Origin of the sequence: Desulfobacter hydrogenophilus, assembly GCF_004319545.1 — a bacterium.
Taxonomy (GTDB): Bacteria; Desulfobacterota; Desulfobacteria; order Desulfobacterales; family Desulfobacteraceae; genus Desulfobacter; species Desulfobacter hydrogenophilus.
In genome coordinates, this window is sequence record NZ_CP036313.1 from 2,084,647 (window position 1) to 2,107,178 (window position 22,532).

Below are 22,532 nucleotides of genomic sequence, written 5' to 3' on the forward strand. Positions count from 1 at the left end.
ATTGGATAATATTTATGATTTCTTCGCAAAACCCAAGGATCCCCAAAGTTACAAGGGCGTTCAGATTAGCCTTGCATCATCAGATCAGATTCGGGAATGGTCCTACGGCGAAATAAAAAAACCCGAGACCATCAACTATCGAACCTTTAAGCCCGAACGTGACGGTCTTTTCTGTGCCAAGGTATTTGGACCGACCAAAGATTACGAGTGTAATTGCGGTAAATACAAACGCATGAAGCACCGGGGTGTGGTTTGCGAAAAATGCGGGGTTGAGGTTATTCAGTCCAAAGTCAGACGCGAGCGTATGGCGCATATTGAACTTGCTGCGCCTGTCTCCCATATCTGGTTCCTGAAAAGTCTGCCTTCCAAGATCGGTAATGTCCTGGACATAACGTTGAAGAATCTGGAAAAGGTTCTTTATTTTGATTCATATATTGTCATCGACCCTAAGGACACGGGGCTGAAAAAAATGCAGTTGCTCTCCGATGACCAATATTATGAGGCTATTGAGACATTTGGTGAGGAAGGCTTTATCGCCGGGCTCGGCGCAGAAGCCATTTTGACTTTGCTTAATGAGATTGATCTTCAGGCGGTTCATGACGAACTTACCGAAGAGATCGGCTTGACTAAATCCATGGCCAAGCAGCAGAAAATGTCCAAGCGCATGAAGGTGATTGACGCCTTTTTGACCTCAGGAATAGAGCCTTCCCGGATGATTCTGACGGCTTGCCCCATTCTGCCTCCGGATCTGCGTCCTCTTGTTCCCCTTGAAGGCGGCAGGTTTGCAACCTCGGATCTCAATGATCTGTATCGCCGGGTGCTCAACCGCAATAACCGTCTTAAACGGTTGGTTGATCTCAATGCACCTGATATTATTGTCCGAAACGAGAAGCGGATGCTTCAGGAAGCCGTGGACGTGCTTTTTGACAATGGACGCCATGGGCGGGTGGTCACAGGTACCAACAAACGTCCGTTGAAATCCCTGTCTGATACGCTCAAAGGCAAGCAGGGGCGTTTCCGCCAGAATCTCTTAGGTAAACGAGTGGATTATTCCGGCCGTACCGTTATTACCGTAGGCTCTGAACTTCGCCTCCACCAGTGCGGCATTCCCAAAAAAATGGCTTTGGAGCTGTTCAAGCCGTTTATTTACAATTACCTTGAGCAGAAAAGCCTGGTTTCCACGGTTAAAAGTGCCAAGAAAATGGTTGAACGCGAAGAGACTGAAGTATGGGATGCCCTTGAAGCAGTGGTAAAGGAATACCCGGTGATGCTTAACCGTGCGCCTACCTTGCATCGTCTTGGCTTCCAGGCATTTGAGCCGGTGCTGATCGAAGGCAAGGCCATTCAGCTTCATCCGCTTGTGTGCCCGGCATTCAACGCTGACTTTGACGGGGACCAGATGGCCGTCCATGTGCCCCTGTCCCTGGAATCCCAGCTGGAAGCCAGGATCATGATGCTGTCCACCAACAATATTTTGTCCCCGGCAAACGGCCAACCCATTATTGTTCCCACCCAGGACATTGTCTTGGGTATATATTATATGACCCGGGCAATGTCAGGTCAGCAAGGAGAAGGGGTCACCTTTTCAAGTATCGACGAGGTGCGCTTTGCCTTTGATGCAGGGGAACTGAATATTCACGCCAAAATTAAAGTTCGTATTGACGATGTTATTTATGAAACTACCACGGGCCGGATTCTTCTGTGGGAAACCATTCCCGGTGATGTACTTTTGAACATGAGTCGTATCCGGACCGAAGCTCTCGAGGATGCAGAAGCCGCACTTGTTGAATTGAAGGCCGGAGATGATTTCGATGCTGTCCTCGATAAATACGGGGATGAGGAAATTAAAAAGACCCGGGGGATAACAGGTGTTTTAACACGTAAGGAATTTAAAAACCTTTTCCAGGTTTCCGACGTCGTGGTGGAGCAGCTTTATGGACTTAAACAAGGGCAATTCACAGATGTTCGGATGGTGGGCGACAAGTACACCATTTTCAAAGTGGAAGAAAGAACTTCTACGTTGCCGTTTAGTCTGGTGAACAAGCTTATGGATAAGAAATCCATTGTAAAGCTCATTGACTATGCCTACAGAAATATTGGCTTAAAGGAAACCGTTATCCTTTCCGATCGTCTAAAGGACATTGGATACAAGAACTCAACGCTTGGCGGTTTGTCCATCTGTATTGATGACATGATTATTCCGGCAAATAAATGGGAGTTGATTGGTAAGGCTGAAAAAAATATTGAAGATATCAAAAATCAGTATTCCGAAGGCCTGATTACCCAGGGTGAGAAATACAACAAAGTGGTTGATATCTGGGCCCAGGCCACAGATGATATTGCCAATGCCATGATGGAGGTAATGAAAAATCCGCCCCAAAAAGAGGGGGCAGACAGTTCGGAAGAACTCAATGCCGTCTATGTCATGGCGGATTCCGGTGCCCGTGGTTCCAAGGATCAGATGCGCCAGTTGGCGGGCATGCGTGGGTTGATGGCCAAACCTTCCGGTGAGATCATTGAAAATCCCATCACGGCATGTTTCCGTGAAGGCCTGTCCGTGCTCCAGTACTTTATTTCCACCCATGGTGCCCGTAAGGGACTGGCTGATACTGCATTGAAAACTGCCAACTCCGGTTACCTTACCCGTCGTCTGGCTGATGTCGGCCAGGATTGCACCATAGTGGAGCCTGATTGTGGTACTATTAACGGCATTGAAGTTGAAGCGTTGTATGAGGGCGGGGAGATTATTCAGACCCTTGGGGAAAGAATTCTTGGGCGTGTTACCCAAGAGGATATCCGCGATCCCTATTCAGATGAATTTATTGTGGCTTCTGATACAGAACTTGATGAAGCCGATGTGGTTAAAATTGAAGCAGCAGGCGTTCAGCGGGTAAAAATCAGATCCGTCTTGACATGCAACTCAAAGCACGGTGTCTGTTCAAGATGCTACGGCCGTGACCTTGCCCATGGTGTCACCGTGGAAATCGGTCAGGCCATTGGTATTGTGGCGGCCCAGTCCATTGGCGAGCCGGGTACCCAGTTGACCATGCGTACCTTTCACATTGGCGGTACAGCGTCTAGAAAGGTCGAGGTCGCTGAAGTCAAAGCCCGAGTCGGTGGAATTTTAAAGTTTAATGACGATATTCAGACCGTAACTTCGGCCCAGGGCGTTGTTATTGTCATGAACCGTAAAGGTGGCGGTGTGACCATTGTCGGGGAGGAGGGGCGTGAGCGTGCTAAGGATAGCGTCATTTATGGTGCTACCCTCCATGCCAAGGATGGTCAGCAGATTGAGCCGGGTGATATTATAGCCTCCTGGGACCCCTTTACCACACCGATCATCACTGAAGTATCCGGTCGGATAAGATTTGCTGATATTATCGTGGGTAATACGGTTCAAGAACAGATTGACCCGGTTACCGGCAAGGTGTCAAGAACGATCATTGAAGGCAAGGATGTTGAGATTCGACCCAGGATCACCGTCAAGGATAAAGAGGGTAAAGCGGTCAAGCTACCCAACTCTAAAACACCTGCCAGATATTACCTGCCGGTAAATGCTATTCTTACTGTAGAGGAAGATGACAACATTATGGCTGGCGATGTTATTGCCAAGTTGCCGCGTGCTACCACAAAGACCAAGGACATTACCGGTGGTCTGCCAAGAGTTGCCGAGCTTTTTGAGGTTAGAAAACCAAAGGATCCGTCTGTGCTGACTGAAATTAATGGCTATGTCACTGTTTCAAAGGGGACTAAAGGCCGCCAGAAAGTTACGGTTAAGCCCGGCGATGTTGGCGAGGCAAAAGAGTACGCCATCCCCAAGGGGCAGCATGTGTCTGTATATGACGGTGATTATGTAAAATCAGGTGATCCGCTGATTGCAGGTTCTGCCAATCCCCAGGATATCATGAATATCAAAGGTGAAGTGGCGCTGGCCAAATACCTAGTTGATGAGGTTCAGGAAGTTTACAGGCTTCAAGGTGTACGAATCAATGACAAGCACATCGAAGTTGTTATCCGCCAAATGATGCGCCGGGTTAAAGTGATCTCCACTGGAGATACAAATTTTATCCCCGATGAACAAGTTGATCGTATTCTCTTTGAGGAAACCAACCGTAAAGTTGCCATGGAGGGCGGTGAACCGGCAAAGGGCGAACCCCTGATTCTTGGTATTACCAAAGCCTCATTGTCCACAGATAGTTTTTTATCTGCGGCATCGTTTCAGGAAACCACCAAGGTGCTCACCCTAGCGGCCATTGAAGGTAAATATGACAGCCTTAAGGGGTTGAAAGAAAATGTCGTCATGGGTAGGCTCATCCCTGCGGGTACTGGGTTCCCTGGCTATCGTGATCTGGAAGTTGGATATGGTGAATTCGCTGAGGTATAGAAAAAATAAAATATTGTTGACATTTTGGAAAAGTATAAGTAGAATTAAATATTTTGTCGTGTATGGCGACTTATTAAGTTTGATGAAGGAGCATGTGGAGTTATGCCGACCATAAATCAATTGGTACGAAAAGGTAGGAAGAGGACTGAAAAAAAGGTTAGTACGCCGGCATTGAAAGGCGGGCCTCAAAAGCGTGGGGTTTGCACTAGGGTGTATACTTCTACTCCTAAGAAACCGAACTCGGCCTTAAGGAAGGTTGCAAGGGTTCGTTTGACAACCGGTATGGAGGTTGCGGCTTATATCCCGGGCATGGGGCATAATCTCCAGGAACACTCTGTCGTTCTGGTTAGGGGCGGAAGAGTAAAGGACCTTCCAGGTGTTCGCTATCATATTGTCAGGGGTGCCCTTGATACGCTTGGTGTCGACGATCGTCGCCAGGGGCGGTCAAAATATGGTGCCAAGCGTCCCAAATAGTCGTGATGAGTTTTTTAAGCATTCATATTAATAAAATATAAATTTGGTGGACTTTTTAAGATGGCAGAAAAATTAGTATTTAAAGAAGGTTTCATGCAGGATGCCACGCATGAGGAAAAGCTTGCAGCCAAGTTTGTCAATTGTGTTATGAGAGACGGCAAAAAGAATGCTGCCCGAACAATTGTGGCTAATGCTTTGATGCTTGCTGAAGATAAGATTGGCGAACCTGCTCTGGCGGTGTTTAAAAAAGCGATAGATAATATCAGGCCTTCTGTTGAAGTGAAATCAAGAAGGATCGGGGGGTCTACCTATCAGGTGCCCACTGATATAAAACCCGCTCGCCAGACGGCTTTGGCTTTCAGGTGGCTTATCAACTTTAGCAGAAGCCGTTCTGAAAAAGGTTTTGCGAATAAGCTCGCTGCTGAGTTGATGGACGCTTATAATGAGCGTGGCGGGGCAATCAAGAAAAGAGAAGATACACATAGGATGGCTGAGGCTAATAAGGCATTCGCGCATTTTAGGTGGTAGGAATTTAAAAATATCTTTGTAAACATTCCACAGGAGGAATACAGAAGATGGCTAAGGAGAAATTCGAGCGGAACAAGCCGCACGTGAACATCGGGACAATCGGGCATATCGATCACGGGAAAACCACTCTGACTGCGGCGATTACCAAGCTTGCCGGCCTGAAAGGCAATGGGACATATGTTCCCTTTGATGAAATTGACAAGGCGCCGGAAGAAAGAGAGCGTGGTATTACCATCGCTACAGCCCATGTTGAATATGAGACCGAAGCTCGCCATTACGCACATGTCGATTGCCCGGGCCATGCTGATTATATAAAAAATATGATCACTGGTGCCGCCCAGATGGATGGTGCTATCCTTGTTGTGTCCGCCGATGATGGCCCTATGCCCCAGACTCGTGAGCACATCCTGCTTGCCCGTCAGGTTGGTGTGCCTAAGATCGTTGTTTTTCTGAATAAATGCGATATGGTCGACGATGAAGAACTGATAGAGTTGGTTGAAATGGAACTCCAGGAACTTCTTGATACCTACGATTTCCCGGGCGAGGAAACTCCGATTATTCGCGGCTCTGCGCTTAAAGCTTTGGAGTGTGACGACATTAATGCAGAAGAGGCTAAGCCTATTTATGAACTTCTCGATGTGCTTGATTCCTATGTTCCAGAGCCTGAAAGAGATATAGCTAAACCCTTTTTGATGCCTATTGAAGACGTATTCTCAATCTCTGGACGTGGTACGGTTGTTACCGGTCGTATTGAGCGTGGTGTGATTAAAACCGGCGAAGAAATTGAACTCGTAGGTATTAGAGATACTGCAAAAACCGTCTGCACCGGTGTTGAGATGTTCAGGAAACTTCTGGATGAAGGACAGGCTGGAGATAATGTCGGGTTGTTGTTGCGTGGTACAAAACGTGACCAGGTTGAACGTGGTCAGGTCGTTTGCAAGCCCGGAACCATTACACCGCACACCAAGTTTAAGGCTGAAATGTATGCCCTGAGTAAAGAAGAAGGTGGGCGCCACACGCCTTTCTTTACTGGATACAGACCCCAGTTCTTTTTTAGAACCACAGATATTACAGGTGTTTTGACCCTTGATGAAGGTGTTGAAATGATTATGCCTGGTGATAATGCGACCATTAACGTCGAATTGATCAACCCCATCGCCATGGAAAAGGAACTTCGTTTCGCTATTCGTGAGGGTGGCCGTACAGTTGGTGCCGGTGTTGTTGGCGAAATTATAGAATAGTAGATTAAGAAAGAACAATAACAATGTTGAAGACTAAAATTAGAATTAGGCTCAAAGCTTATGACCATAAGTTGCTTGATCAGTCTTCAGTAGATATTGTTGATACGGCAAGGAAAACCGGTGCCAGAATTGTGGGACCGGTTCCCCTACCTACCCGTATCAACAAGTTTACTGTGTTGCGTTCACCTCATGTGAATAAAAAATCCCGTGAGCAATTTGAAATAAGAACGCACAAAAGAATGATGGATATTCTTGAGCCGACACAGCAGACAGTGGACGCGTTAATGAAGCTTGACCTGTCCCCCGGTGTGGACGTTGAAATTAAATTATAGTGCAATGACAGGAACATATTTGTTATGATGAGTGGATTGTTAGGAAAAAAAATCGGGATGACCAATGTGTTTGCCTCCGATGGACAGCTCGTTCCTGTTACAGTGCTGCAGGTTGGGCCCTGTGTTGTAACCCAGATAAAAACAGAAAAAACTGACGGGTATGCAGCTTTGCAGCTCGGGTTTGATGAGAAGCCGGTTGGGCGCATAAACAAACCCATTGCAGGACATTTAAAAAAAGCATCGGATAAAGGCTTTCGAGTTTTAAGGGAATTTAGAGAAGATTCAGTTGAAGAAGTTGAAGTCGGTGCTACTATCGGCGTTGATGTATTTTCAATTGGTGATAAAGTGACTGTGATCGGTACTTCAAAAGGTCGTGGCTTCCAGGGAACTATCAAGCGTCATGGGTTTTCCAGAGGGCCGGAAACTCACGGTTGCCGAAATCATAGAAAACCAGGCTCAATCGGTAACTCTGCATGGCCGGCAAAGGTAATCAAGGGAAAAAAATTACCTGGCCACATGGGCGTAGATAAAGTTACGGTTAAAAATTTAACAATTGTAGATATTAAGCACGATGATAACCTCATTCTTGTAAAAGGCGCTGTTCCAGGTTGTAAGACAAGTGTTGTTGAAGTGCGCAAAGCTGATGTAAAAAAATAAAACAGTTTTTGATGCCGTGTCAATGAGCAAATTTAGAGAATGCGGCAGAGCATCAGTCTAATTAAATAGACGAATAGCGGCTATGGGTATTGCAATTATTTCGCAGTGATGCATAGTCGATCAAAATTGAAGAGGAAGAATAATGGCTGCTGTAGAGGTATTAAACAGTACAGGTGCTAAAGTGTCTGAAGTCGAGCTGCCTGACGAAATTTTCAGCATACCGGTTAAAACAAGTGTTCTTCACGAAGTCGTTCGGTCCCAACTCGTTTCAAAACGGGTAGGGACTGCTGCGTCTAAGACCAGGGGTATGATTTCAGGTTCTACAAAAAAATTATTCAGGCAGAAAGGAACCGGTAATGCCCGGGCCGGTAGCGTAAAATCTCCTTTGCGTAAAGGTGGTGGTGTTATCTTTGGTCCCAGCCCAAGGTCCTATGAAATAAAAGTGCCTAAGAAAGTAAGAAAACTTGCCCTTAAAATGGCTTTAAGTGCGAAGGTTTCTGATAGTCAACTTTTTGTTATTGATGCGCTTGAACTCGAAGAAATTAAAACAAAGGCATTGGCAAAAGTACTTTCAGCACTGAATCTTGATGATCTTCTCATCGTTTCGGATACCGACGATACGAAACTTACTCTGTCCTCTAGGAATATCCCGGATGTTAAAGTGATTAAGACTGAAGGTCTCAATGTTTACGACATTTTAAAGTTTAAAAATCTTCTGCTGGTTGAATCCAGTATTGAGAACATCAAGGGGAGGCTGAGCTAAGATGATTGAATATGACATCCTCCGTGGACCTGTAGTTACAGAAAAATCCACCCTTCAAAGAGAACTGTTTAACCAGGTGACATTTAAAGTTGCCAAGGATGCCAACAGAGTTGAAATTAAAGCCGCTGTTGAGAAAGCGTTCAATACACAGGTAAAGCAGGTCAGAACCATACAGGTCAAAGGTAAAATAAAACAGCGTGGCAAAATTATCGGCAAAAAAATGGACTGGAAAAAAGCCGTTGTCACTTTGATGCCCGGACAACGAATTGATTTTTTTGAAGGTGTGTAAAGAGGTATTAATATGTCAACAATAGTTAAGAGCAAGCCGACATCTCCGGGAAGACGCGCTCAGGAGCATCTTTCTTTTGAAGAAATTACAAAAGATCGTCCTGAACGCAGGCTGACTAAAAATATCAATAAACGGTCCGGCCGGAATTCCTACGGACGAATCACCGCTAAACACAGAGGCGGTGGTGCTAAAAAGAAGTATCGTATCATCGATTTTAAGCGGGACAAAGACGGAATCCCAGCCAAGGTTTCTGCAATTGAATATGACCCGAATAGATCAGCCAGAATTGCCCTGTTGGCCTACGCGGACGGAGAAAAAAGATATATTTTGGCCCCCCTTGATATTAAGGTCGGTGACATCCTTGAAACAGGTTCCGATGCAGATATTAAACCAGGCAACTGTTTGCCGTTAGAGAATATCCCCACTGGTACCAGAATTCATAATATTGAATTGAAGCAGAATAAGGGTGGGCAGATTGTTAGAAGTGCCGGCGGATTTGCACGTCTGATGGCTAAAGAAGGTACTTATGCTCAGATTTTGCTTCCGTCTGGTGAAGTTCGCATGATCCATCTTAAATGCAAAGCCACTGTTGGGCGTGTTGGGAATGAGAAACACGGCGACGTAAGTATCGGTAAAGCAGGGCGTACTAGATGGATGGGAAAACGACCTTCTGTTCGTGGTGTGGCAATGAACCCTGTGGATCATCCTATGGGCGGTGGTGAAGGCCGTTCTTCAGGCGGGCGTCAGCCATGTTCTCCCTGGGGTGTACCTGCCAAGGGTAAAAGAACCCGTAAGAGTGTCAGAACAGATCAGTATATTGTTAAAAGAAGGGCTAAAAGGAAATAGGTGATAAATTATGCCAAGATCATTAAAAAAAGGACCCTATATCGCATCGGAGCTTCTTAAAAAAGTTCTTGAAGCCCAAAAGTCCAGTAGCAATAAAGTAATCAAAACCTGGTCGCGCCGTTCCACTGTTTTACCTGAAATGGTCGGCAACACTTTTGCTGTTCATAACGGGAAAAAATTTATTCCTGTGTTTGTATCGGAAAACATGGTGGGGCATAAACTTGGTGAATTTTCACCTACAAGGACTTATTGGGGTCATGCCGCAGATAAAAAATCCAAACGGTAATCTGCTAGGATTTAGAGGAAATTTAAGATATGGAAGTTAAAGCGACTACACGATATGCAAGAATCTCACCGTTTAAGCTTCGGCTGCCCATCAGCGAGATCAAAGGTAAAAATGCCGAACAGGCGTTGATATTATTAAAGTTCATGCCTTTAAAGGCAGCAGGGATTATGTATAAAACCCTACAGTCTGCCATTGCCAACGCCGAGCATAACGATGAGATGGATGTTGATAAGCTGGTAGTGAAAAATGTGATTGTTGATCATGGACCATCCATGAAGCGGTTCAGGCCGCGGGCAAGGGGAAGAGCTGCCCGTATTCTAAAAAGAACCAGTCATTTAACAGTGGTTGTAGAAGAAACCGTCTAAACAAGGAGGGAAAGGCTTGGGCCAGAAAGTAAATCCTACCGGATTAAGGTTAGGCATCATCAGGACTTGGGATTCCCGGTGGTACGCTGATAAAGAGTATGCGAACTTTGTCGAAGAAGATTTCAAAGTCAGAAAATACTTGAAAAAGAAACTATACCACGCCGGTATTTCCAAGATTGAGATTGAGCGGTTTTCCAAACAGATCAGGCTCCGAGTTTTTGCAGCAAGACCCGGTATCATTATCGGCAAAAAAGGTGCAGAAATTGCGCTGCTGAAAAATGAGCTTGAAAAAATGCTTAATCCTGAAGTTTTGATTGATATTAAAGAGGTCAGAAGACCTGAAACCGATGCACAGTTGGTGGCGGAAAATATTGCAAGCCAGCTTGAAAAACGCATCGCCTTTAGAAGGGCAATGAAAAGAAGCGTTTCCTCTGCCATGAGATTCGGGGCAAAAGGTATTAAAATTATCTGCGCCGGTCGTTTGGGCGGTGCTGAAATGGCCAGAACCGAATGGTATAAGGAAGGCCGAATCCCTTTGCATACGCTTAGAGCTGATGTAGATTACGGATTCATTGAAGCCAAGACCACTTATGGGACCATTGGTATTAAGGTGTTCATATTCAAAGGGGAAGTTATAAACCCCGGTGAACAGACTCTGGCAACTAATTAAAGGCAATAAGGAGAAATTAGCAAATGCTGAGTCCTAGAAATATCAAATACCGGAAACAATTCCGCGGTAGAACCAAAGGAATGCCTACTCGAGGCAATACATTGAGTTTTGGAGACTATGGGCTCCAGGCTGTGGAATGCGGGTATGTAAATGCAAGACAGATTGAGGCAGCCAGGGTCGCGATGACCAGAAAGGCAAAACGGCAGGGCAAAACCTGGATTCGTTTCTTCCCTGATCATCCCGTTACCAAAAAGCCGGCTGAAGTCAGAATGGGTAAAGGTAAAGGTGCAACGGATGCTTGGGTGGCACGGGTGAAACCGGGCAAAATTCTCTATGAGATGGAAGGTGTTGACAGAGAATTGGCCAAAGAGGCGTTAAAGCTGGCTGCCAGAAAACTTTCCGTGAAAACCCGTTTTGTGGAAAGGAGTAAATAATGTTAAAGGCCAGTGAAATCAAGGACATGGATGCAGGCCAGATTAAAGATAAAATCGTTGAGCTTAAAAAAGAACTGTTTAACCTTCGTTTCCAGCACAATGTAGGTCAGCTCGCGAATACAGCCAATCTGTCCAGTGTAAGAAAAGATATCGCCAGACTTTACACGATTTCCAAAGAAATGAATGTCAAAATTAGCTAACTAACGAGTACTGATATGGAAACTACAAAAAAAAATAAAAAAGAGCTGATTGGTCTGATCGTGTCTGACAAAATGGATAAGTCCGTGGTGGTCAGGGTTGAAAGATTTGTACAGCATAAGGTGTATAAAAAATATATCAAACGTTACAAAAAATATCACGCCCATGATGAGCCAAATGAATGTAGAATTGGTGACGAAGTCAAAATTATCGAAACCAGACCGCTGAGTAAATTAAAACGGTTTCGGGTGACTGAAATTGTTAAAAAAGCGGTCTAGTGTCTAAGGAGTTGAATAATGATTCAAAGTGAAAGCAGACTGACAGTCGCTGACAATTCAGGCGCCAAGGAACTGTATTGCATTAAGGTGCTCGGTGGTTCTAAAAGAAGATACGCCACTATCGGAGATGTTATCGTTGTTTCCGTAAAAGAGGCTATTCCCAATTCAAAGGTCAGCAAGGGAGATGTAGTCAGGGCAGTTATTGTCAGAACCAAAAAAGAGATCTCCCGGCCTGACGGATCATCCATCCGTTTTGATGATAATTCCGCTGTTGTGATTAACAAGAATAACGAGCCGGTGGGAACCCGTATTTTCGGACCAGTAGCAAGAGAACTTCGTGCAAGGCGTTTTATGAAGATTATTTCTCTTGCGCCCGACGTACTTTGATCCAAGGCCAGGGAGAACAAAATAAGTCATGAAAATAAGAATAAAAAAAGACGATAAAGTTAAAGTGTTGACCGGCAAGGACAAAGGTAAGATTGGCAAGGTGCTTAAAGTTGCCAAAAAGACGAACAGAATTGTTGTTGAAAATATCAACATGGTCAAAGTTCATCAGCGTCCTTCCCAGGAAAACCCCCAGGGGGGCATTGTTGAGAAAGCGATGCCCATGGACGTTTCCAATCTTATGCTGATGTGTAATTCCTGTATAAAACCGACCCGTATCGGAATCAAGCAGCTTGAAGATGGAAAACGGGTAAGAGTCTGTAAAAAATGTAATCAGCAGATAGACTCATAACACCTAAAGCCGGAGAAAATAAATGACTACGCTTAAGGAAAAGTATACCAACGAAGTGGTTCCCGCACTGACGGATGAGTTTAAATACACCAATCAGTGTCAAGTACCGAAGTTGGACAAAATTGTACTGAATATGGGGCTTGGCGAGGCGGTCAGAAACCCGAAAATAGTTGAAACAGCAGCCCAAGAGCTGGGGTTGATTGCAGGACAGAAAGCCGTAATTACGCGCGCAAAAAAACCCATTGCAAATTTTAAATTGCGGGCGGATCTTCCCATTGGCTGCAAAGTGACGCTTAGACGGGAAAAGATGTATGACTTTCTTGATAGACTAATCAACATCGCACTTCCCCGTGTAAGGGATTTTAGAGGAATTTCAGGAAAAGCATTTGATGGCCGTGGCAATTACAGCTTAGGTATCACTGAGCACATCATTTTTCCAGAAATTGATTATGATAAGACTGACGCTATCAAGGGCCTCAATGTAACGGTTGTCACCACAGCCCAAACCGATGAAGAAGGGAAATCATTTCTTAAATTGATGGGAATGCCCTTTAAAAACTAAGGACCTAAGGAGGAAGATCGTTTGGCTAAAAAAGCTTTAATCGCAAAGGCACAAAGAAAACCCAAATTTGGTGTACGGGCTTATAATAGGTGCCCTTTATGCGGTAGACCACGTGCATTTATTAGAAAAGCTGGTATTTGCAGAATCTGTTTTAGAACGCTTGCCTCACAGGGTAAACTGCCGGGTGTAACCAAGTCTTCTTGGTAGTGTATTCAGATTCTAACGATTATTTAAATATCAGCGTATTTAAGGAGATTTTCAAATGGCAACTAGTGATCCCATTGCAGACATGCTGACCATAATCAGAAATGGTGGTAAGGCCGGTCTGTCCAAGGTGGATATCCCCGGATCAAAGATTAAACTTGAAATGGTGCGGGTGCTGAAGGAACAAGGGTATATCAAAGATTATAAATTTCTTGAAAACGAGACCCAGGGGGTTCTTCGGGTGGCCCTGAAATATGTTTCAGAAGGCGAACCAACTATTTTTGGTATACAGCGTGTCAGCAAACCCTCTTGCAGGGTGTACGCTAAATCAAAAAATATCAAGCCGGTATTAAATGGCTTAGGTATTTCCATCATTTCCACTTCTAAGGGGTTGATGACCGACAAGCAGGCAAAAGAAGCAAAGGTCGGCGGTGAAATTCTTTGTAACGTTTGGTAAGACAGGAGCTATAAGATGTCTAGAATAGGAAAAAAGCCGGTTCAGCTTCCAGATAAGGTTCAGATCACCCTTGATGGCGATATCATCAATGTCAAAGGGCCTAAAGGCAGTCTTGACCGCAAGCTGCATCCGGCAGTTAATATTGTAATTGATAACCAGGTGTTGAGTGTGTCTACCGACACCTCAGATAAGAAAAAAATGGCGTTACAGGGGCTTTTCAGGTCTCTTATCTTTAATATGGTACATGGTGTCACCCAAGGTTATGAGAAGAAACTGATACTTTCCGGCATTGGTTATCGGGCTGAGACTAAAGGAAAAAATTTGGTGTTATCTGTCGGGTATTCAAACCCTGTGGATTTTGCCCTTCCTGATGGTGTAACTGCAGCGGTGGACAAAAACGTCGAAGTTACCCTTACCAGCATTGATAAAGAGCTTTTGGGGCAGGCTGCAGCAAATATCAGAGCTATTAGACCTCCCGAGCCTTATAAAGGCAAAGGCATTATGTATGCTGACGAAAGAATTATCAGAAAAGCAGGTAAGACTGCTGGTAAAGATTAAAAGGTGGGGAATATAGATTATGGCAAATACATCACCAAGGCTGCTTGCACGGCTTAAAAGAAAAAAACGGATTAGAAAAAATATATTTGGTAATCAGGAACGTCCCCGACTTAGCGTTTTCAGAACAGCCAAGCATATTTATGCCCAGATTATAGACGACACAAACAGCACAACGCTGGTTGCAGCGTCAACCCTTGACAAAGAGTACAAAGATACGCCGGTTGAGGGAAAAAAGAAGGATGTTGCAAAAGCAGTCGGCAACCTTATCGGCAAAAGGGCAATGGATAAAGGAATTAGAAAGGTTGTTTTTGACCGGAATGGGTTCCTTTTTCACGGACGCGTAAAAGCACTTTCAGACGGGGCCCGGGAAGCCGGTCTTGAATTCTAATTAAGGAGGAACACCCCTTGGCAAGACAACAACAGCAGATGGAAGATACAGGTCTGATAGATAAGGTCGTCAGAATTAACCGTGTTGCGAAGGTCGTTAAAGGTGGCCGGAATTTTACCTTCACTGCCCTGGTTGTGGTAGGTGATGGTGAAGGCAGCGTGGGATATGGACTGGGAAAGGCCAAAGAAGTTCCTGAAGCCATTAGAAAGGGAATGGATAAAGCCAAACGAAATATGAAAAAAGTTGCTATTCTGAATGGCACGGTTCCCTTTGAGGTTTTGGGCCACGCCGGATCAGGACGGGTTCTTCTTAAACCGGCTTCTCCCGGCACTGGGCTGATTGCCGGCGGAGGAATTCGTGCGGTCCTTGAAGCCGCTGGGGTAACTGATATTTTGACCAAGTGTATTGGTTCCCATAACACACAGAACATTGTAAGAGCCACCATGGCAGGCCTCCAGTCCTTGTGTACCAAGGAGGAAGTTGCCAAAAGACGCGGCCTTAACCCTGAAGAAATATAAAGAGGCGAACAATGGCTGATAGAATTAAGATTACACAAATAAGAAGCGCCATCGGTCGTCCTGCAAAGCATGGACGGATTATTCGCTCCCTGGGCATTAAGCGGATGCATCACACTGTGGAGCACGATAATACCCCTGTGATCATGGGGCAGGTGGAAAAGGTTTCACACCTGGTGAAAGTAGAGGAGGTTTAGGATGCAATTACATGATCTGGCTCCTGCTCCCGGTAGCAGAAAAAATAGAAAAAGAGTAGGGCGTGGCCCCGGTTCAGGTATGGGTAAAACCTCCACTAGAGGGCATAAGGGCCTTAAGGCACGTTCCGGTGGGTCTGTTCGTCCTGGTTTTGAAGGTGGTCAGATGCCTATTTACAGGCGACTGCCCAAACGCGGTTTTAAAAACTATATGTTTAAAACCCATAATGCGGTTCTCAATGTTAAAGATCTTGAGCGGTTTGATGATGGTACTCAAATAACCGAGGTAGTCCTCAGGGAAGCCGGTCTAGTCAAAGGGGCTGTGGATGGTGTTAAACTGCTTGGAAATGGTGAGGTAACCAAGAAATTTGTCCTGAAAAATATTTTGGTTTCCCAGAGTGCTAAAGAAAAAATTGAAACTGCCGGTGGCAGCGTAGAATAAGCGTAAAGGTATAAGGAAGAGTTCCAATGATCCAGAACAGCTACCAGAATATGCTCAAACTGCCTGAGCTAAAACGTAAGATATTGATAACGCTTGCTTTGCTTTTTGTTTACAGGGTTGGGGTGCATGTCCCGACGCCCGGTATTGACGGGGCAGCGCTGGAATCATTTTTTGCATCGGCTTCAGGCACGTTATTTTCCATGTTCAATATGTTTTCTGGCGGTGCGCTGGAGCGGCTTTCCATCTTTGCTTTAGGGATTATGCCTTATATTAGCGCTTCTATTATTCTGGAATTGATGACCGTGGTCGTTCCCTATCTTGAACAACTCAAAAAAGAAGGGGATGCCGGTCGTAAAAAGAAAACCCAGTTAACTCGGTATGGTACGGTTGTTTTAAGTGCCATACAAGGTTTTGGGATTGCTGTTGGTCTTGAATCCATGACATCGCCTGCCGGTATTCCCATTGTACCATATCCTGGGTGGGGATTCAGACTGATCACTATTATCACCTTGACGGCGGGAACTGCATTTATCATGTGGCTTGGTGAACAGATTACTGAAAGAGGGATCGGTAATGGTATTTCTTTGATTATTTTTGCCGGTATTGTCGCCAATATGCCGTCAGCAGGTATTAAGATGGGACGGCTATTGAGCACTGGTGAGATGGGGCTGTTTTCAACCATCATTCTGGTTGTATTAATGGTCGCTGTGATTGCTGCCATTATTTTTATGGAATTGGCTCAACGCAGAATCCCGGTTCATTATGCCAAACGGGTGGTCGGTAGAAAAATGTATGGCGGACAGACCTCGCATCTTCCGCTTAAAATCAATACAGCGGGGGTTATTCCGCCTATTTTTGCATCTTCCATCATTATGTTTCCCACGACGCTGGCCCAGTTTATCAATCTGCCTATGATGCAGACTGTGGCCGGCATGTTCAGCCCGGGAACGATCTGGTATTACCTGTTATATATTGGTTTTATCGTCTTCTTCTGCTTTTTTTATACTGCAGTTCAGTTTAACCCTGAAGATGTGGCCGAAAATATGAAAAAGAACGGCGGGTACATCCCGGGCATTCGACCGGGAAAACGGACAGCTGAATATATTGATAAAGTGCTAACAAGAATTACTGTAGGCGGTGCAGCTTATGTCTCAGTGGTCTGTGTAATACCCACCGTATTGATGAATAAGTTTAACGTACCTTTTTATTTCGGCGGGACAGCGCTGTTGATTGTTGTTGGTGTTGCTATTGATACTATTTCCCAGATAGAGTCTCATTTGATTACCAGCAATTATGATGGTTTTTTGGGACGCTCGGGAAATAAACGGATCAAAAGCCGGTCCTAATATGGCACCACAAAGGAGAAGAATTTAGTTATGGCCAAAGAAGAGCCCATTAAAGTAGACGGTAAAGTTCTTGAAACACTTCCCAATGCCATGTTCAAGGTTGAATTGGAAAACAAGCATGTTCTACTGGCACATATTTCCGGGAAAATGAGAATGCATTTTATAAAAATACTTCCCGGCGACAGGGTGACTGTGGAAATTTCCCCCTATGACCTAAGCCGTGGCAGAATTACCTACCGGTATAAATAATACCGACAGGTGAATAATAAAAATGAAGTATACATTTGGAATAATGAGATGAGGAGCGGTTAGATGAAAGTCAGAGCATCCGTAAAAAAAATCTGTAGGAACTGCAAAGTTATTAAACGGCGTGGTGTCATCAGAGTCATTTGTGTCAACAAGCGCCATAAACAGCGTCAAGGATAGGAGGATAGAAAAATTTGGCACGTATAGCTGGAGTTGACTTACCAAGAGATAAGCATGCGTGGATCGCTTTAACCTATATCTATGGTATCGGGCGCAGCAGATCTATGCATATACTTGAAAAAACGGGCATTGAGCCTACAATTAAGGCAAACGATCTGACTGAAGAACAGGCAAATGAAATCAGGAAAGTTATTGATGCCGAGTTCAAAGTTGAAGGTGAACTGCGTTCTGAAGTGTCCATGAATATTAAACGGTTGATGGATCTAGGATGTTACAGGGGGCTGCGTCATCGTAAAGGGCTGCCTTGCCACGGGCAGCGGACAAGTACCAACGCCAGAACCAGAAAAGGTCCCAAACGCGCGGCCGTGAAGAAGAAAAAATAGGACTTAATTAAAAGGGATAACAATTATGGCGAAAAAGTCTAAAAAGGTCGTTGCCAAAAAGCGGGTTAAAAAAAATATATCAACCGGCATAGTGCATATTCAATCTACCTTTAATAATACCATTGTCACTATTGCCGATGAAAACGGCAATACCATTTCCTGGTCATCCGCGGGTATGCAGGGGTTCAAAGGCTCCAGAAAATCCACCCCTTTTGCGGCCAAACTGGTTGCAGAAGATGCAGGAGCTAAAGCAATGGAACATGGTATGAAAAACATCGGGGTATATGTTAAAGGCCCTGGTCCAGGAAGAGAATCTGCACTTCGGGCCCTGCATGCACTTGGATTCAATATTTCCATGATCAAGGATGTTACCCCGGTACCGCATAACGGTTGCCGTCCACCCAAAAGAAGACGCGTGTAAGTGTTTTAAAGAATACTCACCTTCTTGTGGTGTTGCATTAAAATTAGTAATCCTTACAAGCTTCCGGATTGCTTAAGGTTACAAATTTTTATGCGCCTTGCATCTGGGCACGTTTTTGTCCAAACTGGAGCGAGATCTAATTCATTTGAGATAGATTAAAGTGAATATTCCAAAAAAATTTTAATGTGTAAACTTTATCACAATCGATAAAGGAGGAAACTTGGCAAGATATAGAGGTTCTGTCTGCAGACAGTGCAGACGTGAAAATATGAAGCTTTTTCTAAAAGGGGATCGTTGTTTTTCTGACAAATGCAGTTTTGACAGAAGAGGGTTCCCCCCTGGTGAACACGGTCAGAAAAGAGTTAAACAATCAGATTACGGCATGCAGCTTCGGGAAAAACAAAAAGTTAAACGCATTTATGGTGTATCTGAGAAACAGTTTAGAAATACTTTCAAAAGAGCAGACCGGCAAAAAGGTATTACTGGTATTAATTTGTTGACATTATTAGAAACTCGGTTAGATAATACTGTATTCAGGCTTGGGTTCGTGAATTCTAGAAATCAGGGTCGTCATTTTGTTCGCCACAATCATTTTACTGTAAATGGAAAAAAAGTTAATATTCCATCCTATCAGGTTAAAAAAGGGGATGTTATTGAACTTTGCGAAAAAAGTAGAACTATCCAGGCCATTATAGATTCTTTGGACGCCATTGTAAGGCGTGGTATTCCCCAGTGGCTTGAGATTAATAAAGACAGTTTTAAAGGTGAAATTAAAGGCTTTCCCGGTAGGGAAGATATTTCACTACCGATCCAGGAACAGTTGATCGTCGAGCTTTATTCAAAATAGGTTTATCATATACATGATCTACCAAATTATCTATTCAGGAGATTTAAATGTCATCTGAAAATCTTGCATATGTTAACTGGCGAGAGATGATCAAGCCGGAAAAGCTTGATGTTACCACAACTTCCACCTATGGCAAGTTTGTGTGTGAACCCCTTGAAAGGGGATACGGCATCACCATTGGTAACTCGCTTCGGCGAATTATTTTATCATCCATTTATGGCGCCGCCATAGTCTCCGTGAAATTCGATGATGCACTTCACGAATACAGCGTTATATCAGATATTAGAGAGGATGTCTCCGAGATCATTCTAAATCTGAAAGAATTAAAGCTCAAAGTGGACGATCCAGAAGAAAAGATATTGACCCTAAATGTCACTGGCGAGGCCGATGTTACTGGTGCGGATATCGTCAGTCCGGACGGTCGGGTGACGATTCTTAACCCGGAGCAGCATATTGCCACGGTAAATAAAAATGGAAAACTTAATATTGTCATGGTTGTGAAAACAGGCAAGGGATACGCGTTGTCATCGGCAAATAAAGACGACGATGCCCCCATCGGTACCATCCCCATTGATTCAGCGTTTTCCCCCATTAAGAGAGTAAAATATGTGGTGGGCACATCTCGTATCGGTCAGAAAACCGACTATGACAAACTGACCTTTGAAGTTTGGACCGACGGTAGTGTTACACCCGACGATGCTGTTGCCTACGGTGCAAAGATACTTAAAGAACAGATGAATCCATTTATAAATTTTGATGAAGAGCTTGAACCTGATGAATCAGAATATAAAACCGACGAGGGTGAAAAGGGATTCAATGAAAATATTTACCGTTCCGTGGATGAGCTCGAGCTCTCCGTTCGCAGTTCAAACTGTCTGAAAAATGCTAGAATCCATACCATTTACCAGCTGGTTCAGAAAACCGACAGCGAAATGCTCAAGACAAAAAATTTCGGCCGAAAATCACTCAATGAAATCAAAGAAGTGCTCAATTCAATGGAACTGTCTTTGGGGATGGACCTTGAAGGGATCGAACCGCCGGAAGATGTGAATACTCAGGAAGGAGAATAAATACCATGAAGCATAGAAAATCCGTATTAAAGCTGAACAGAACCTCCGCCCATAGAAAGGCGATGTTTAGGAACATGGTAACTTCTCTGTTCAAACACAGCAGCATCAAAACCACTGAGGCTAAAGCCAAAGGTCTTCGTAAAATTGCCGATAAAATGATTACCCTAGCCAAACGTGGGGATCTTCATGCCAGGCGTCAGGCGTTGGCGGTAATCCGTGAAAAAGATGTTGTGCATGGCCTTTTTGAAGAGGTAGCAGAGAAGTTTAATTCAAGGCAGGGTGGATACACTCGAATTATCAAGTTAGGACCAAGGAAAGGGGATGTTGCTCCGATGGTTCAGATTGAGTTGATCACCGATTAATTAAGACGCACAAAAGGGTATGGTTTAAAAGCATGCCCTTTTTGATTTTCGTTAAATTTTAAAAAGCTTTGACAGTGAGTCTTTCTGTCAAAGCTTTTTTATTTATCAAACAATCTTCTCATGGTGTTAAGCAACTGATCTGTATCCATTGGTTTGTCAAGAAAGGCCTGAACACCGATCGCTTTAACCTCGGACCGAGTGATGGTTTCATTATAGCCGGAGCATAAAATGATAGGCATATTCTTATTTTTAGATAATATGGCTTCAGCCAGAGCAATACCAGTCATACGGGGCATGGTCATATCGGCAATTACCATATCAAAGTTTATTTTGCCCTCCTGGTAGGCATTCAGGGCACTTTCCCCGTTATTAAACGGGTGGGCCGAATAACCGAACTTGTTAAGCAGTTCTTCAATCAAAGACAGAATGTCCGGGTCGTCATCCACTATCATGATAGTCTCTTTACCTGATTTCAGGGATGCATCAATTCCTGCAAAACTGTTTGCTGATGAATCATTGTTCGTTACAACCGGCAGATAAACAAAAAATGATGTTGTCCCGTATCCTGCAATACTTTTAATGTAAAAAAGGCCTTTATGGTCTTCGATAATGGTCCTGACCAGAGCGAGCCCTAAGCCTGTACCCAGGCCCTTTTTGGGGGGGGTAAAATAGGGTTCAAATGTCTTTCCCATGGTTTCCTGATTCATACCGTGGCCGGTATTTTCAACCATCAGTTTTAAAAATGGCCCGGGGCGAGAGAAGTCTTTGCTCTGATGTTCAGGCTGAATTTGATCAACTGTGTGTAGGCTCACCGTCAAAGTTCCACCGGATGTCATCATGGCGTTATAGGCGTTTGTGCACAGATTTATAATCATTTGATGCATTTGGGTGGGATCAGCATTCACCATGTCTGTAGCTTCCACCCGATTTACTATCTCAATGGTGGTGGGTATGGAAGACCTGAGAAGCTTAAGGGCTTCTTTCACCACAAGGTGCAGTTTTAACGCACTCTTTTCGTTCTCCATCTTACGGCTGAATGTCAGGATCTGTTTAACAAGGTCAGCTGCACGCTGGGCTCCTTTAAGGATTTGATTCATGTGATGGTTCAGTTTTTGTGGGTTATCCACACTCAATTGGGCCAGTTGGGCATAACCGTAAATACTGGACAGAATATTATTGAAATCATGGGCCATCCCTCCTGCGAGGGTGCCGATTGCTTCCATTCTCTGTGCTTTTTGTAATTTGTTCAGAAGCTTTCGACGTTCTTTTTCGGCTGCTTTAAGGGCATCCTGTGCCTCAATTATTTTTTGATCTTTGTCCTTTTGTTGATCATGATATTTTTCTATATGGGTCATGAACGCATCGAAATGCCGGGCAAAGTTTCCAACCTCATCTTTGGTATTATAGTTCAAACGAATGCTGTAGTCAGATTTTTTACTGTTGTCCAGAATATGTGTAAATTTTTTCAGCGGTTGTGTGACGGATCGTGATAACAGACAGGCCAAGCCCACAAATAACGGAAGAAAAAATAAAATATCCATGGTGATTAATGTGTAAAATGTGCTTAAGGGGGTTGATATTTCATCCAGTTTCTGACTTAGAATGAATATCAGTGCTTTGGATATAAGAATTAACGGCGCAAAAATGATGACAAAGGAAATCAGCAGTTTGTTTCTGAGTTTAAGATTCCGAATTTTGGGTAATGAGATCAATGACCGTAAAAGTCCCTTCGAGTGAATTATCGCATTATGAAAAAAGTCTAATATAAACTTGGGTAAAAAGCCATAAAAAAGGGAAAAGAAAAACTTTCCGCACCTAAAAGAGAATGATAGGCCGTGATAATGTGTTTTATTCCCATTTAATTGGCATTTGCTGA

Annotated in this window: 34 protein-coding genes; 33 read left to right on the top strand and 1 reads right to left on the bottom strand. The window is 44.1% G+C overall.

Annotation, left to right across the window (positions count from 1 at the left end; genetic code table 11):
* Position 1: 1 nt before the first annotated feature.
* The 33 genes from rpoC (at position 2) to rplQ (ending at position 20,656) form a co-directional block, all read left to right on the top strand.
* Positions 2-4,384 carry a DNA-directed RNA polymerase subunit beta' gene (gene rpoC, locus EYB58_RS09075; protein ID WP_111956855.1) on the top strand — a complete coding sequence of 1,461 codons (4,383 nt, stop codon included), beginning with the start codon at positions 2-4 and terminating at the stop codon, positions 4,382-4,384.
* A gap of 102 nt (positions 4,385-4,486) precedes the next feature.
* Positions 4,487-4,858 carry a 30S ribosomal protein S12 gene (gene rpsL, locus EYB58_RS09080; RefSeq protein ID WP_111956857.1) on the top strand — a complete coding sequence of 124 codons (372 nt, stop codon included), beginning with the start codon at positions 4,487-4,489 and terminating at the stop codon, positions 4,856-4,858.
* Between the two features lie 60 nt (positions 4,859-4,918).
* Positions 4,919-5,386 (top strand): 30S ribosomal protein S7, encoded by a 468-nt coding sequence (gene rpsG / locus EYB58_RS09085; protein ID WP_111956859.1) that lies wholly within the window; start codon positions 4,919-4,921, stop codon positions 5,384-5,386.
* A 47-nt stretch (positions 5,387-5,433) separates the two neighbouring features.
* Positions 5,434-6,627: an elongation factor Tu gene (gene tuf, locus EYB58_RS09090; RefSeq protein ID WP_111956861.1), complete on the top strand. Its 1,194-nt coding sequence runs from the start codon at positions 5,434-5,436 to the stop codon at positions 6,625-6,627.
* Between the two features lie 23 nt (positions 6,628-6,650).
* A complete protein-coding gene (rpsJ, locus tag EYB58_RS09095; RefSeq protein ID WP_004073804.1) occupies positions 6,651-6,959 on the top strand; it encodes a 30S ribosomal protein S10 in 309 nt (102 codons plus the stop codon).
* Positions 6,960-6,983: 24 nt separating this feature from the next.
* A complete protein-coding gene (rplC, locus tag EYB58_RS09100) occupies positions 6,984-7,616 on the top strand; it encodes a 50S ribosomal protein L3 (RefSeq protein WP_111956863.1) in 633 nt (210 codons plus the stop codon).
* Positions 7,617-7,758: 142 nt separating this feature from the next.
* On the top strand, positions 7,759-8,379 hold the full coding sequence (gene rplD, locus EYB58_RS09105) for a 50S ribosomal protein L4 (protein ID WP_111956865.1): 621 nt from the start codon (positions 7,759-7,761) through the stop codon (positions 8,377-8,379).
* 1 nt (position 8,380) lies between these two features.
* Complete coding sequence (gene rplW, locus EYB58_RS09110; protein WP_111956867.1) at positions 8,381-8,668, top strand: 50S ribosomal protein L23; 288 nt, start codon at positions 8,381-8,383, stop codon at positions 8,666-8,668.
* Between the two features lie 12 nt (positions 8,669-8,680).
* On the top strand, positions 8,681-9,514 hold the full coding sequence (gene rplB / locus EYB58_RS09115) for a 50S ribosomal protein L2 (RefSeq protein ID WP_111956869.1): 834 nt from the start codon (positions 8,681-8,683) through the stop codon (positions 9,512-9,514).
* 10 nt (positions 9,515-9,524) lie between these two features.
* Entirely contained in the window at positions 9,525-9,800 is a 276-nt protein-coding gene (rpsS, locus tag EYB58_RS09120; protein WP_111956871.1) for a 30S ribosomal protein S19, read from the top strand.
* A 29-nt stretch (positions 9,801-9,829) separates the two neighbouring features.
* Complete coding sequence (gene rplV / locus EYB58_RS09125) at positions 9,830-10,165, top strand: 50S ribosomal protein L22 (RefSeq protein WP_111956873.1); 336 nt, start codon at positions 9,830-9,832, stop codon at positions 10,163-10,165.
* Positions 10,166-10,181: 16 nt separating this feature from the next.
* Positions 10,182-10,835 carry a 30S ribosomal protein S3 gene (rpsC, locus tag EYB58_RS09130; RefSeq protein ID WP_111956875.1) on the top strand — a complete coding sequence of 218 codons (654 nt, stop codon included), beginning with the start codon at positions 10,182-10,184 and terminating at the stop codon, positions 10,833-10,835.
* Between the two features lie 23 nt (positions 10,836-10,858).
* The gene (rplP, locus tag EYB58_RS09135; RefSeq protein WP_111956877.1) at positions 10,859-11,269 is read left to right on the top strand and encodes a 50S ribosomal protein L16; all 411 of its coding nucleotides are present in this window, start codon (positions 10,859-10,861) and stop codon (positions 11,267-11,269) included.
* Positions 11,269-11,469, top strand: coding sequence for a 50S ribosomal protein L29 (rpmC, locus tag EYB58_RS09140; RefSeq protein WP_111956879.1), 201 nt, complete (start codon positions 11,269-11,271; stop codon positions 11,467-11,469). The genes rplP and rpmC overlap by 1 nt, the downstream gene beginning before the upstream one ends.
* Before the next feature lie 15 nt (positions 11,470-11,484).
* The gene (rpsQ, locus tag EYB58_RS09145) at positions 11,485-11,745 is read left to right on the top strand and encodes a 30S ribosomal protein S17 (RefSeq protein ID WP_111956881.1); all 261 of its coding nucleotides are present in this window, start codon (positions 11,485-11,487) and stop codon (positions 11,743-11,745) included.
* A gap of 18 nt (positions 11,746-11,763) precedes the next feature.
* Positions 11,764-12,132 (top strand): 50S ribosomal protein L14, encoded by a 369-nt coding sequence (rplN, locus tag EYB58_RS09150; RefSeq protein WP_111956883.1) that lies wholly within the window; start codon positions 11,764-11,766, stop codon positions 12,130-12,132.
* 28 nt (positions 12,133-12,160) lie between these two features.
* Positions 12,161-12,481, top strand: coding sequence for a 50S ribosomal protein L24 (rplX, locus tag EYB58_RS09155; protein WP_111956885.1), 321 nt, complete (start codon positions 12,161-12,163; stop codon positions 12,479-12,481).
* Positions 12,482-12,503: 22 nt separating this feature from the next.
* Positions 12,504-13,043 carry a 50S ribosomal protein L5 gene (gene rplE, locus EYB58_RS09160; RefSeq protein WP_020589497.1) on the top strand — a complete coding sequence of 180 codons (540 nt, stop codon included), beginning with the start codon at positions 12,504-12,506 and terminating at the stop codon, positions 13,041-13,043.
* 21 nt (positions 13,044-13,064) lie between these two features.
* The gene (locus tag EYB58_RS09165; protein ID WP_083927967.1) at positions 13,065-13,250 is read left to right on the top strand and encodes a type Z 30S ribosomal protein S14; all 186 of its coding nucleotides are present in this window, start codon (positions 13,065-13,067) and stop codon (positions 13,248-13,250) included.
* A 55-nt stretch (positions 13,251-13,305) separates the two neighbouring features.
* Positions 13,306-13,704 (top strand): 30S ribosomal protein S8, encoded by a 399-nt coding sequence (gene rpsH, locus EYB58_RS09170; protein ID WP_111956887.1) that lies wholly within the window; start codon positions 13,306-13,308, stop codon positions 13,702-13,704.
* 15 nt (positions 13,705-13,719) lie between these two features.
* The gene (gene rplF / locus EYB58_RS09175; protein WP_111956889.1) at positions 13,720-14,262 is read left to right on the top strand and encodes a 50S ribosomal protein L6; all 543 of its coding nucleotides are present in this window, start codon (positions 13,720-13,722) and stop codon (positions 14,260-14,262) included.
* Between the two features lie 19 nt (positions 14,263-14,281).
* Entirely contained in the window at positions 14,282-14,650 is a 369-nt protein-coding gene (gene rplR / locus EYB58_RS09180; protein WP_111956891.1) for a 50S ribosomal protein L18, read from the top strand.
* Positions 14,651-14,667: 17 nt separating this feature from the next.
* Entirely contained in the window at positions 14,668-15,168 is a 501-nt protein-coding gene (rpsE, locus tag EYB58_RS09185; protein ID WP_020589493.1) for a 30S ribosomal protein S5, read from the top strand.
* Between the two features lie 11 nt (positions 15,169-15,179).
* The gene (gene rpmD, locus EYB58_RS09190) at positions 15,180-15,362 is read left to right on the top strand and encodes a 50S ribosomal protein L30 (protein WP_111956893.1); all 183 of its coding nucleotides are present in this window, start codon (positions 15,180-15,182) and stop codon (positions 15,360-15,362) included.
* 1 nt (position 15,363) lies between these two features.
* Positions 15,364-15,801, top strand: coding sequence for a 50S ribosomal protein L15 (rplO, locus tag EYB58_RS09195; RefSeq protein WP_111956895.1), 438 nt, complete (start codon positions 15,364-15,366; stop codon positions 15,799-15,801).
* Between the two features lie 26 nt (positions 15,802-15,827).
* Entirely contained in the window at positions 15,828-17,147 is a 1,320-nt protein-coding gene (gene secY, locus EYB58_RS09200; protein ID WP_111956897.1) for a preprotein translocase subunit SecY, read from the top strand.
* 30 nt (positions 17,148-17,177) lie between these two features.
* Positions 17,178-17,396: a translation initiation factor IF-1 gene (gene infA / locus EYB58_RS09205; RefSeq protein ID WP_004073836.1), complete on the top strand. Its 219-nt coding sequence runs from the start codon at positions 17,178-17,180 to the stop codon at positions 17,394-17,396.
* A gap of 63 nt (positions 17,397-17,459) precedes the next feature.
* Entirely contained in the window at positions 17,460-17,573 is a 114-nt protein-coding gene (rpmJ, locus tag EYB58_RS09210; protein WP_084691657.1) for a 50S ribosomal protein L36, read from the top strand.
* A 14-nt stretch (positions 17,574-17,587) separates the two neighbouring features.
* Complete coding sequence (rpsM, locus tag EYB58_RS09215) at positions 17,588-17,956, top strand: 30S ribosomal protein S13 (protein WP_111956899.1); 369 nt, start codon at positions 17,588-17,590, stop codon at positions 17,954-17,956.
* A gap of 25 nt (positions 17,957-17,981) precedes the next feature.
* Positions 17,982-18,377: a 30S ribosomal protein S11 gene (rpsK, locus tag EYB58_RS09220; RefSeq protein ID WP_020589487.1), complete on the top strand. Its 396-nt coding sequence runs from the start codon at positions 17,982-17,984 to the stop codon at positions 18,375-18,377.
* Positions 18,378-18,597: 220 nt separating this feature from the next.
* Positions 18,598-19,224 (top strand): 30S ribosomal protein S4, encoded by a 627-nt coding sequence (rpsD, locus tag EYB58_RS09225; protein WP_111956901.1) that lies wholly within the window; start codon positions 18,598-18,600, stop codon positions 19,222-19,224.
* Between the two features lie 47 nt (positions 19,225-19,271).
* Positions 19,272-20,294 carry a DNA-directed RNA polymerase subunit alpha gene (locus EYB58_RS09230; RefSeq protein ID WP_111956903.1) on the top strand — a complete coding sequence of 341 codons (1,023 nt, stop codon included), beginning with the start codon at positions 19,272-19,274 and terminating at the stop codon, positions 20,292-20,294.
* Between the two features lie 5 nt (positions 20,295-20,299).
* Positions 20,300-20,656: a 50S ribosomal protein L17 gene (gene rplQ, locus EYB58_RS09235; protein ID WP_111956905.1), complete on the top strand. Its 357-nt coding sequence runs from the start codon at positions 20,300-20,302 to the stop codon at positions 20,654-20,656.
* 98 nt (positions 20,657-20,754) lie between these two features.
* Here rplQ and EYB58_RS09240 read toward each other — a convergent pair whose 3' ends face one another.
* Complete coding sequence (locus EYB58_RS09240) at positions 20,755-22,368, bottom strand: response regulator (protein WP_111956907.1); 1,614 nt, start codon at positions 22,366-22,368, stop codon at positions 20,755-20,757.
* Positions 22,369-22,532: the final 164 nt, after the last annotated feature.

What these genes read in the sequence shown, in the direction of transcription:
- rpsL (WP_111956857.1), top strand. Translation starts at nt 4,487, where the DNA reads ATGCCGACCATAAATCAATTGGTACGAAAAGGTAGGAAGAGGACTGAA.
- rpsG (WP_111956859.1), top strand. Translation starts at nt 4,919, where the DNA reads ATGGCAGAAAAATTAGTATTTAAAGAAGGTTTCATGCAGGATGCCACG.
- tuf (WP_111956861.1), top strand. Translation starts at nt 5,434, where the DNA reads ATGGCTAAGGAGAAATTCGAGCGGAACAAGCCGCACGTGAACATCGGG.
- rpsJ (WP_004073804.1), top strand. Translation starts at nt 6,651, where the DNA reads ATGTTGAAGACTAAAATTAGAATTAGGCTCAAAGCTTATGACCATAAG.
- rplC (WP_111956863.1), top strand. Translation starts at nt 6,984, where the DNA reads ATGATGAGTGGATTGTTAGGAAAAAAAATCGGGATGACCAATGTGTTT.
- rplD (WP_111956865.1), top strand. Translation starts at nt 7,759, where the DNA reads ATGGCTGCTGTAGAGGTATTAAACAGTACAGGTGCTAAAGTGTCTGAA.
- rplW (WP_111956867.1), top strand. Translation starts at nt 8,381, where the DNA reads ATGATTGAATATGACATCCTCCGTGGACCTGTAGTTACAGAAAAATCC.
- rplB (WP_111956869.1), top strand. Translation starts at nt 8,681, where the DNA reads ATGTCAACAATAGTTAAGAGCAAGCCGACATCTCCGGGAAGACGCGCT.
- rpsS (WP_111956871.1), top strand. Translation starts at nt 9,525, where the DNA reads ATGCCAAGATCATTAAAAAAAGGACCCTATATCGCATCGGAGCTTCTT.
- rplV (WP_111956873.1), top strand. Translation starts at nt 9,830, where the DNA reads ATGGAAGTTAAAGCGACTACACGATATGCAAGAATCTCACCGTTTAAG.
- rplP (WP_111956877.1), top strand. Translation starts at nt 10,859, where the DNA reads ATGCTGAGTCCTAGAAATATCAAATACCGGAAACAATTCCGCGGTAGA.
- rpmC (WP_111956879.1), top strand. Translation starts at nt 11,269, where the DNA reads ATGTTAAAGGCCAGTGAAATCAAGGACATGGATGCAGGCCAGATTAAA.
- rpsQ (WP_111956881.1), top strand. Translation starts at nt 11,485, where the DNA reads ATGGAAACTACAAAAAAAAATAAAAAAGAGCTGATTGGTCTGATCGTG.
- rplN (WP_111956883.1), top strand. Translation starts at nt 11,764, where the DNA reads ATGATTCAAAGTGAAAGCAGACTGACAGTCGCTGACAATTCAGGCGCC.
- rplX (WP_111956885.1), top strand. Translation starts at nt 12,161, where the DNA reads ATGAAAATAAGAATAAAAAAAGACGATAAAGTTAAAGTGTTGACCGGC.
- rplE (WP_020589497.1), top strand. Translation starts at nt 12,504, where the DNA reads ATGACTACGCTTAAGGAAAAGTATACCAACGAAGTGGTTCCCGCACTG.
- rpsH (WP_111956887.1), top strand. Translation starts at nt 13,306, where the DNA reads ATGGCAACTAGTGATCCCATTGCAGACATGCTGACCATAATCAGAAAT.
- rplF (WP_111956889.1), top strand. Translation starts at nt 13,720, where the DNA reads ATGTCTAGAATAGGAAAAAAGCCGGTTCAGCTTCCAGATAAGGTTCAG.
- rplR (WP_111956891.1), top strand. Translation starts at nt 14,282, where the DNA reads ATGGCAAATACATCACCAAGGCTGCTTGCACGGCTTAAAAGAAAAAAA.
- rpmD (WP_111956893.1), top strand. Translation starts at nt 15,180, where the DNA reads ATGGCTGATAGAATTAAGATTACACAAATAAGAAGCGCCATCGGTCGT.
- rplO (WP_111956895.1), top strand. Translation starts at nt 15,364, where the DNA reads ATGCAATTACATGATCTGGCTCCTGCTCCCGGTAGCAGAAAAAATAGA.
- secY (WP_111956897.1), top strand. Translation starts at nt 15,828, where the DNA reads ATGATCCAGAACAGCTACCAGAATATGCTCAAACTGCCTGAGCTAAAA.
- infA (WP_004073836.1), top strand. Translation starts at nt 17,178, where the DNA reads ATGGCCAAAGAAGAGCCCATTAAAGTAGACGGTAAAGTTCTTGAAACA.
- rpmJ (WP_084691657.1), top strand. Translation starts at nt 17,460, where the DNA reads ATGAAAGTCAGAGCATCCGTAAAAAAAATCTGTAGGAACTGCAAAGTT.
- rpsK (WP_020589487.1), top strand. Translation starts at nt 17,982, where the DNA reads ATGGCGAAAAAGTCTAAAAAGGTCGTTGCCAAAAAGCGGGTTAAAAAA.
- EYB58_RS09230 (WP_111956903.1), top strand. Translation starts at nt 19,272, where the DNA reads ATGTCATCTGAAAATCTTGCATATGTTAACTGGCGAGAGATGATCAAG.
- rplQ (WP_111956905.1), top strand. Translation starts at nt 20,300, where the DNA reads ATGAAGCATAGAAAATCCGTATTAAAGCTGAACAGAACCTCCGCCCAT.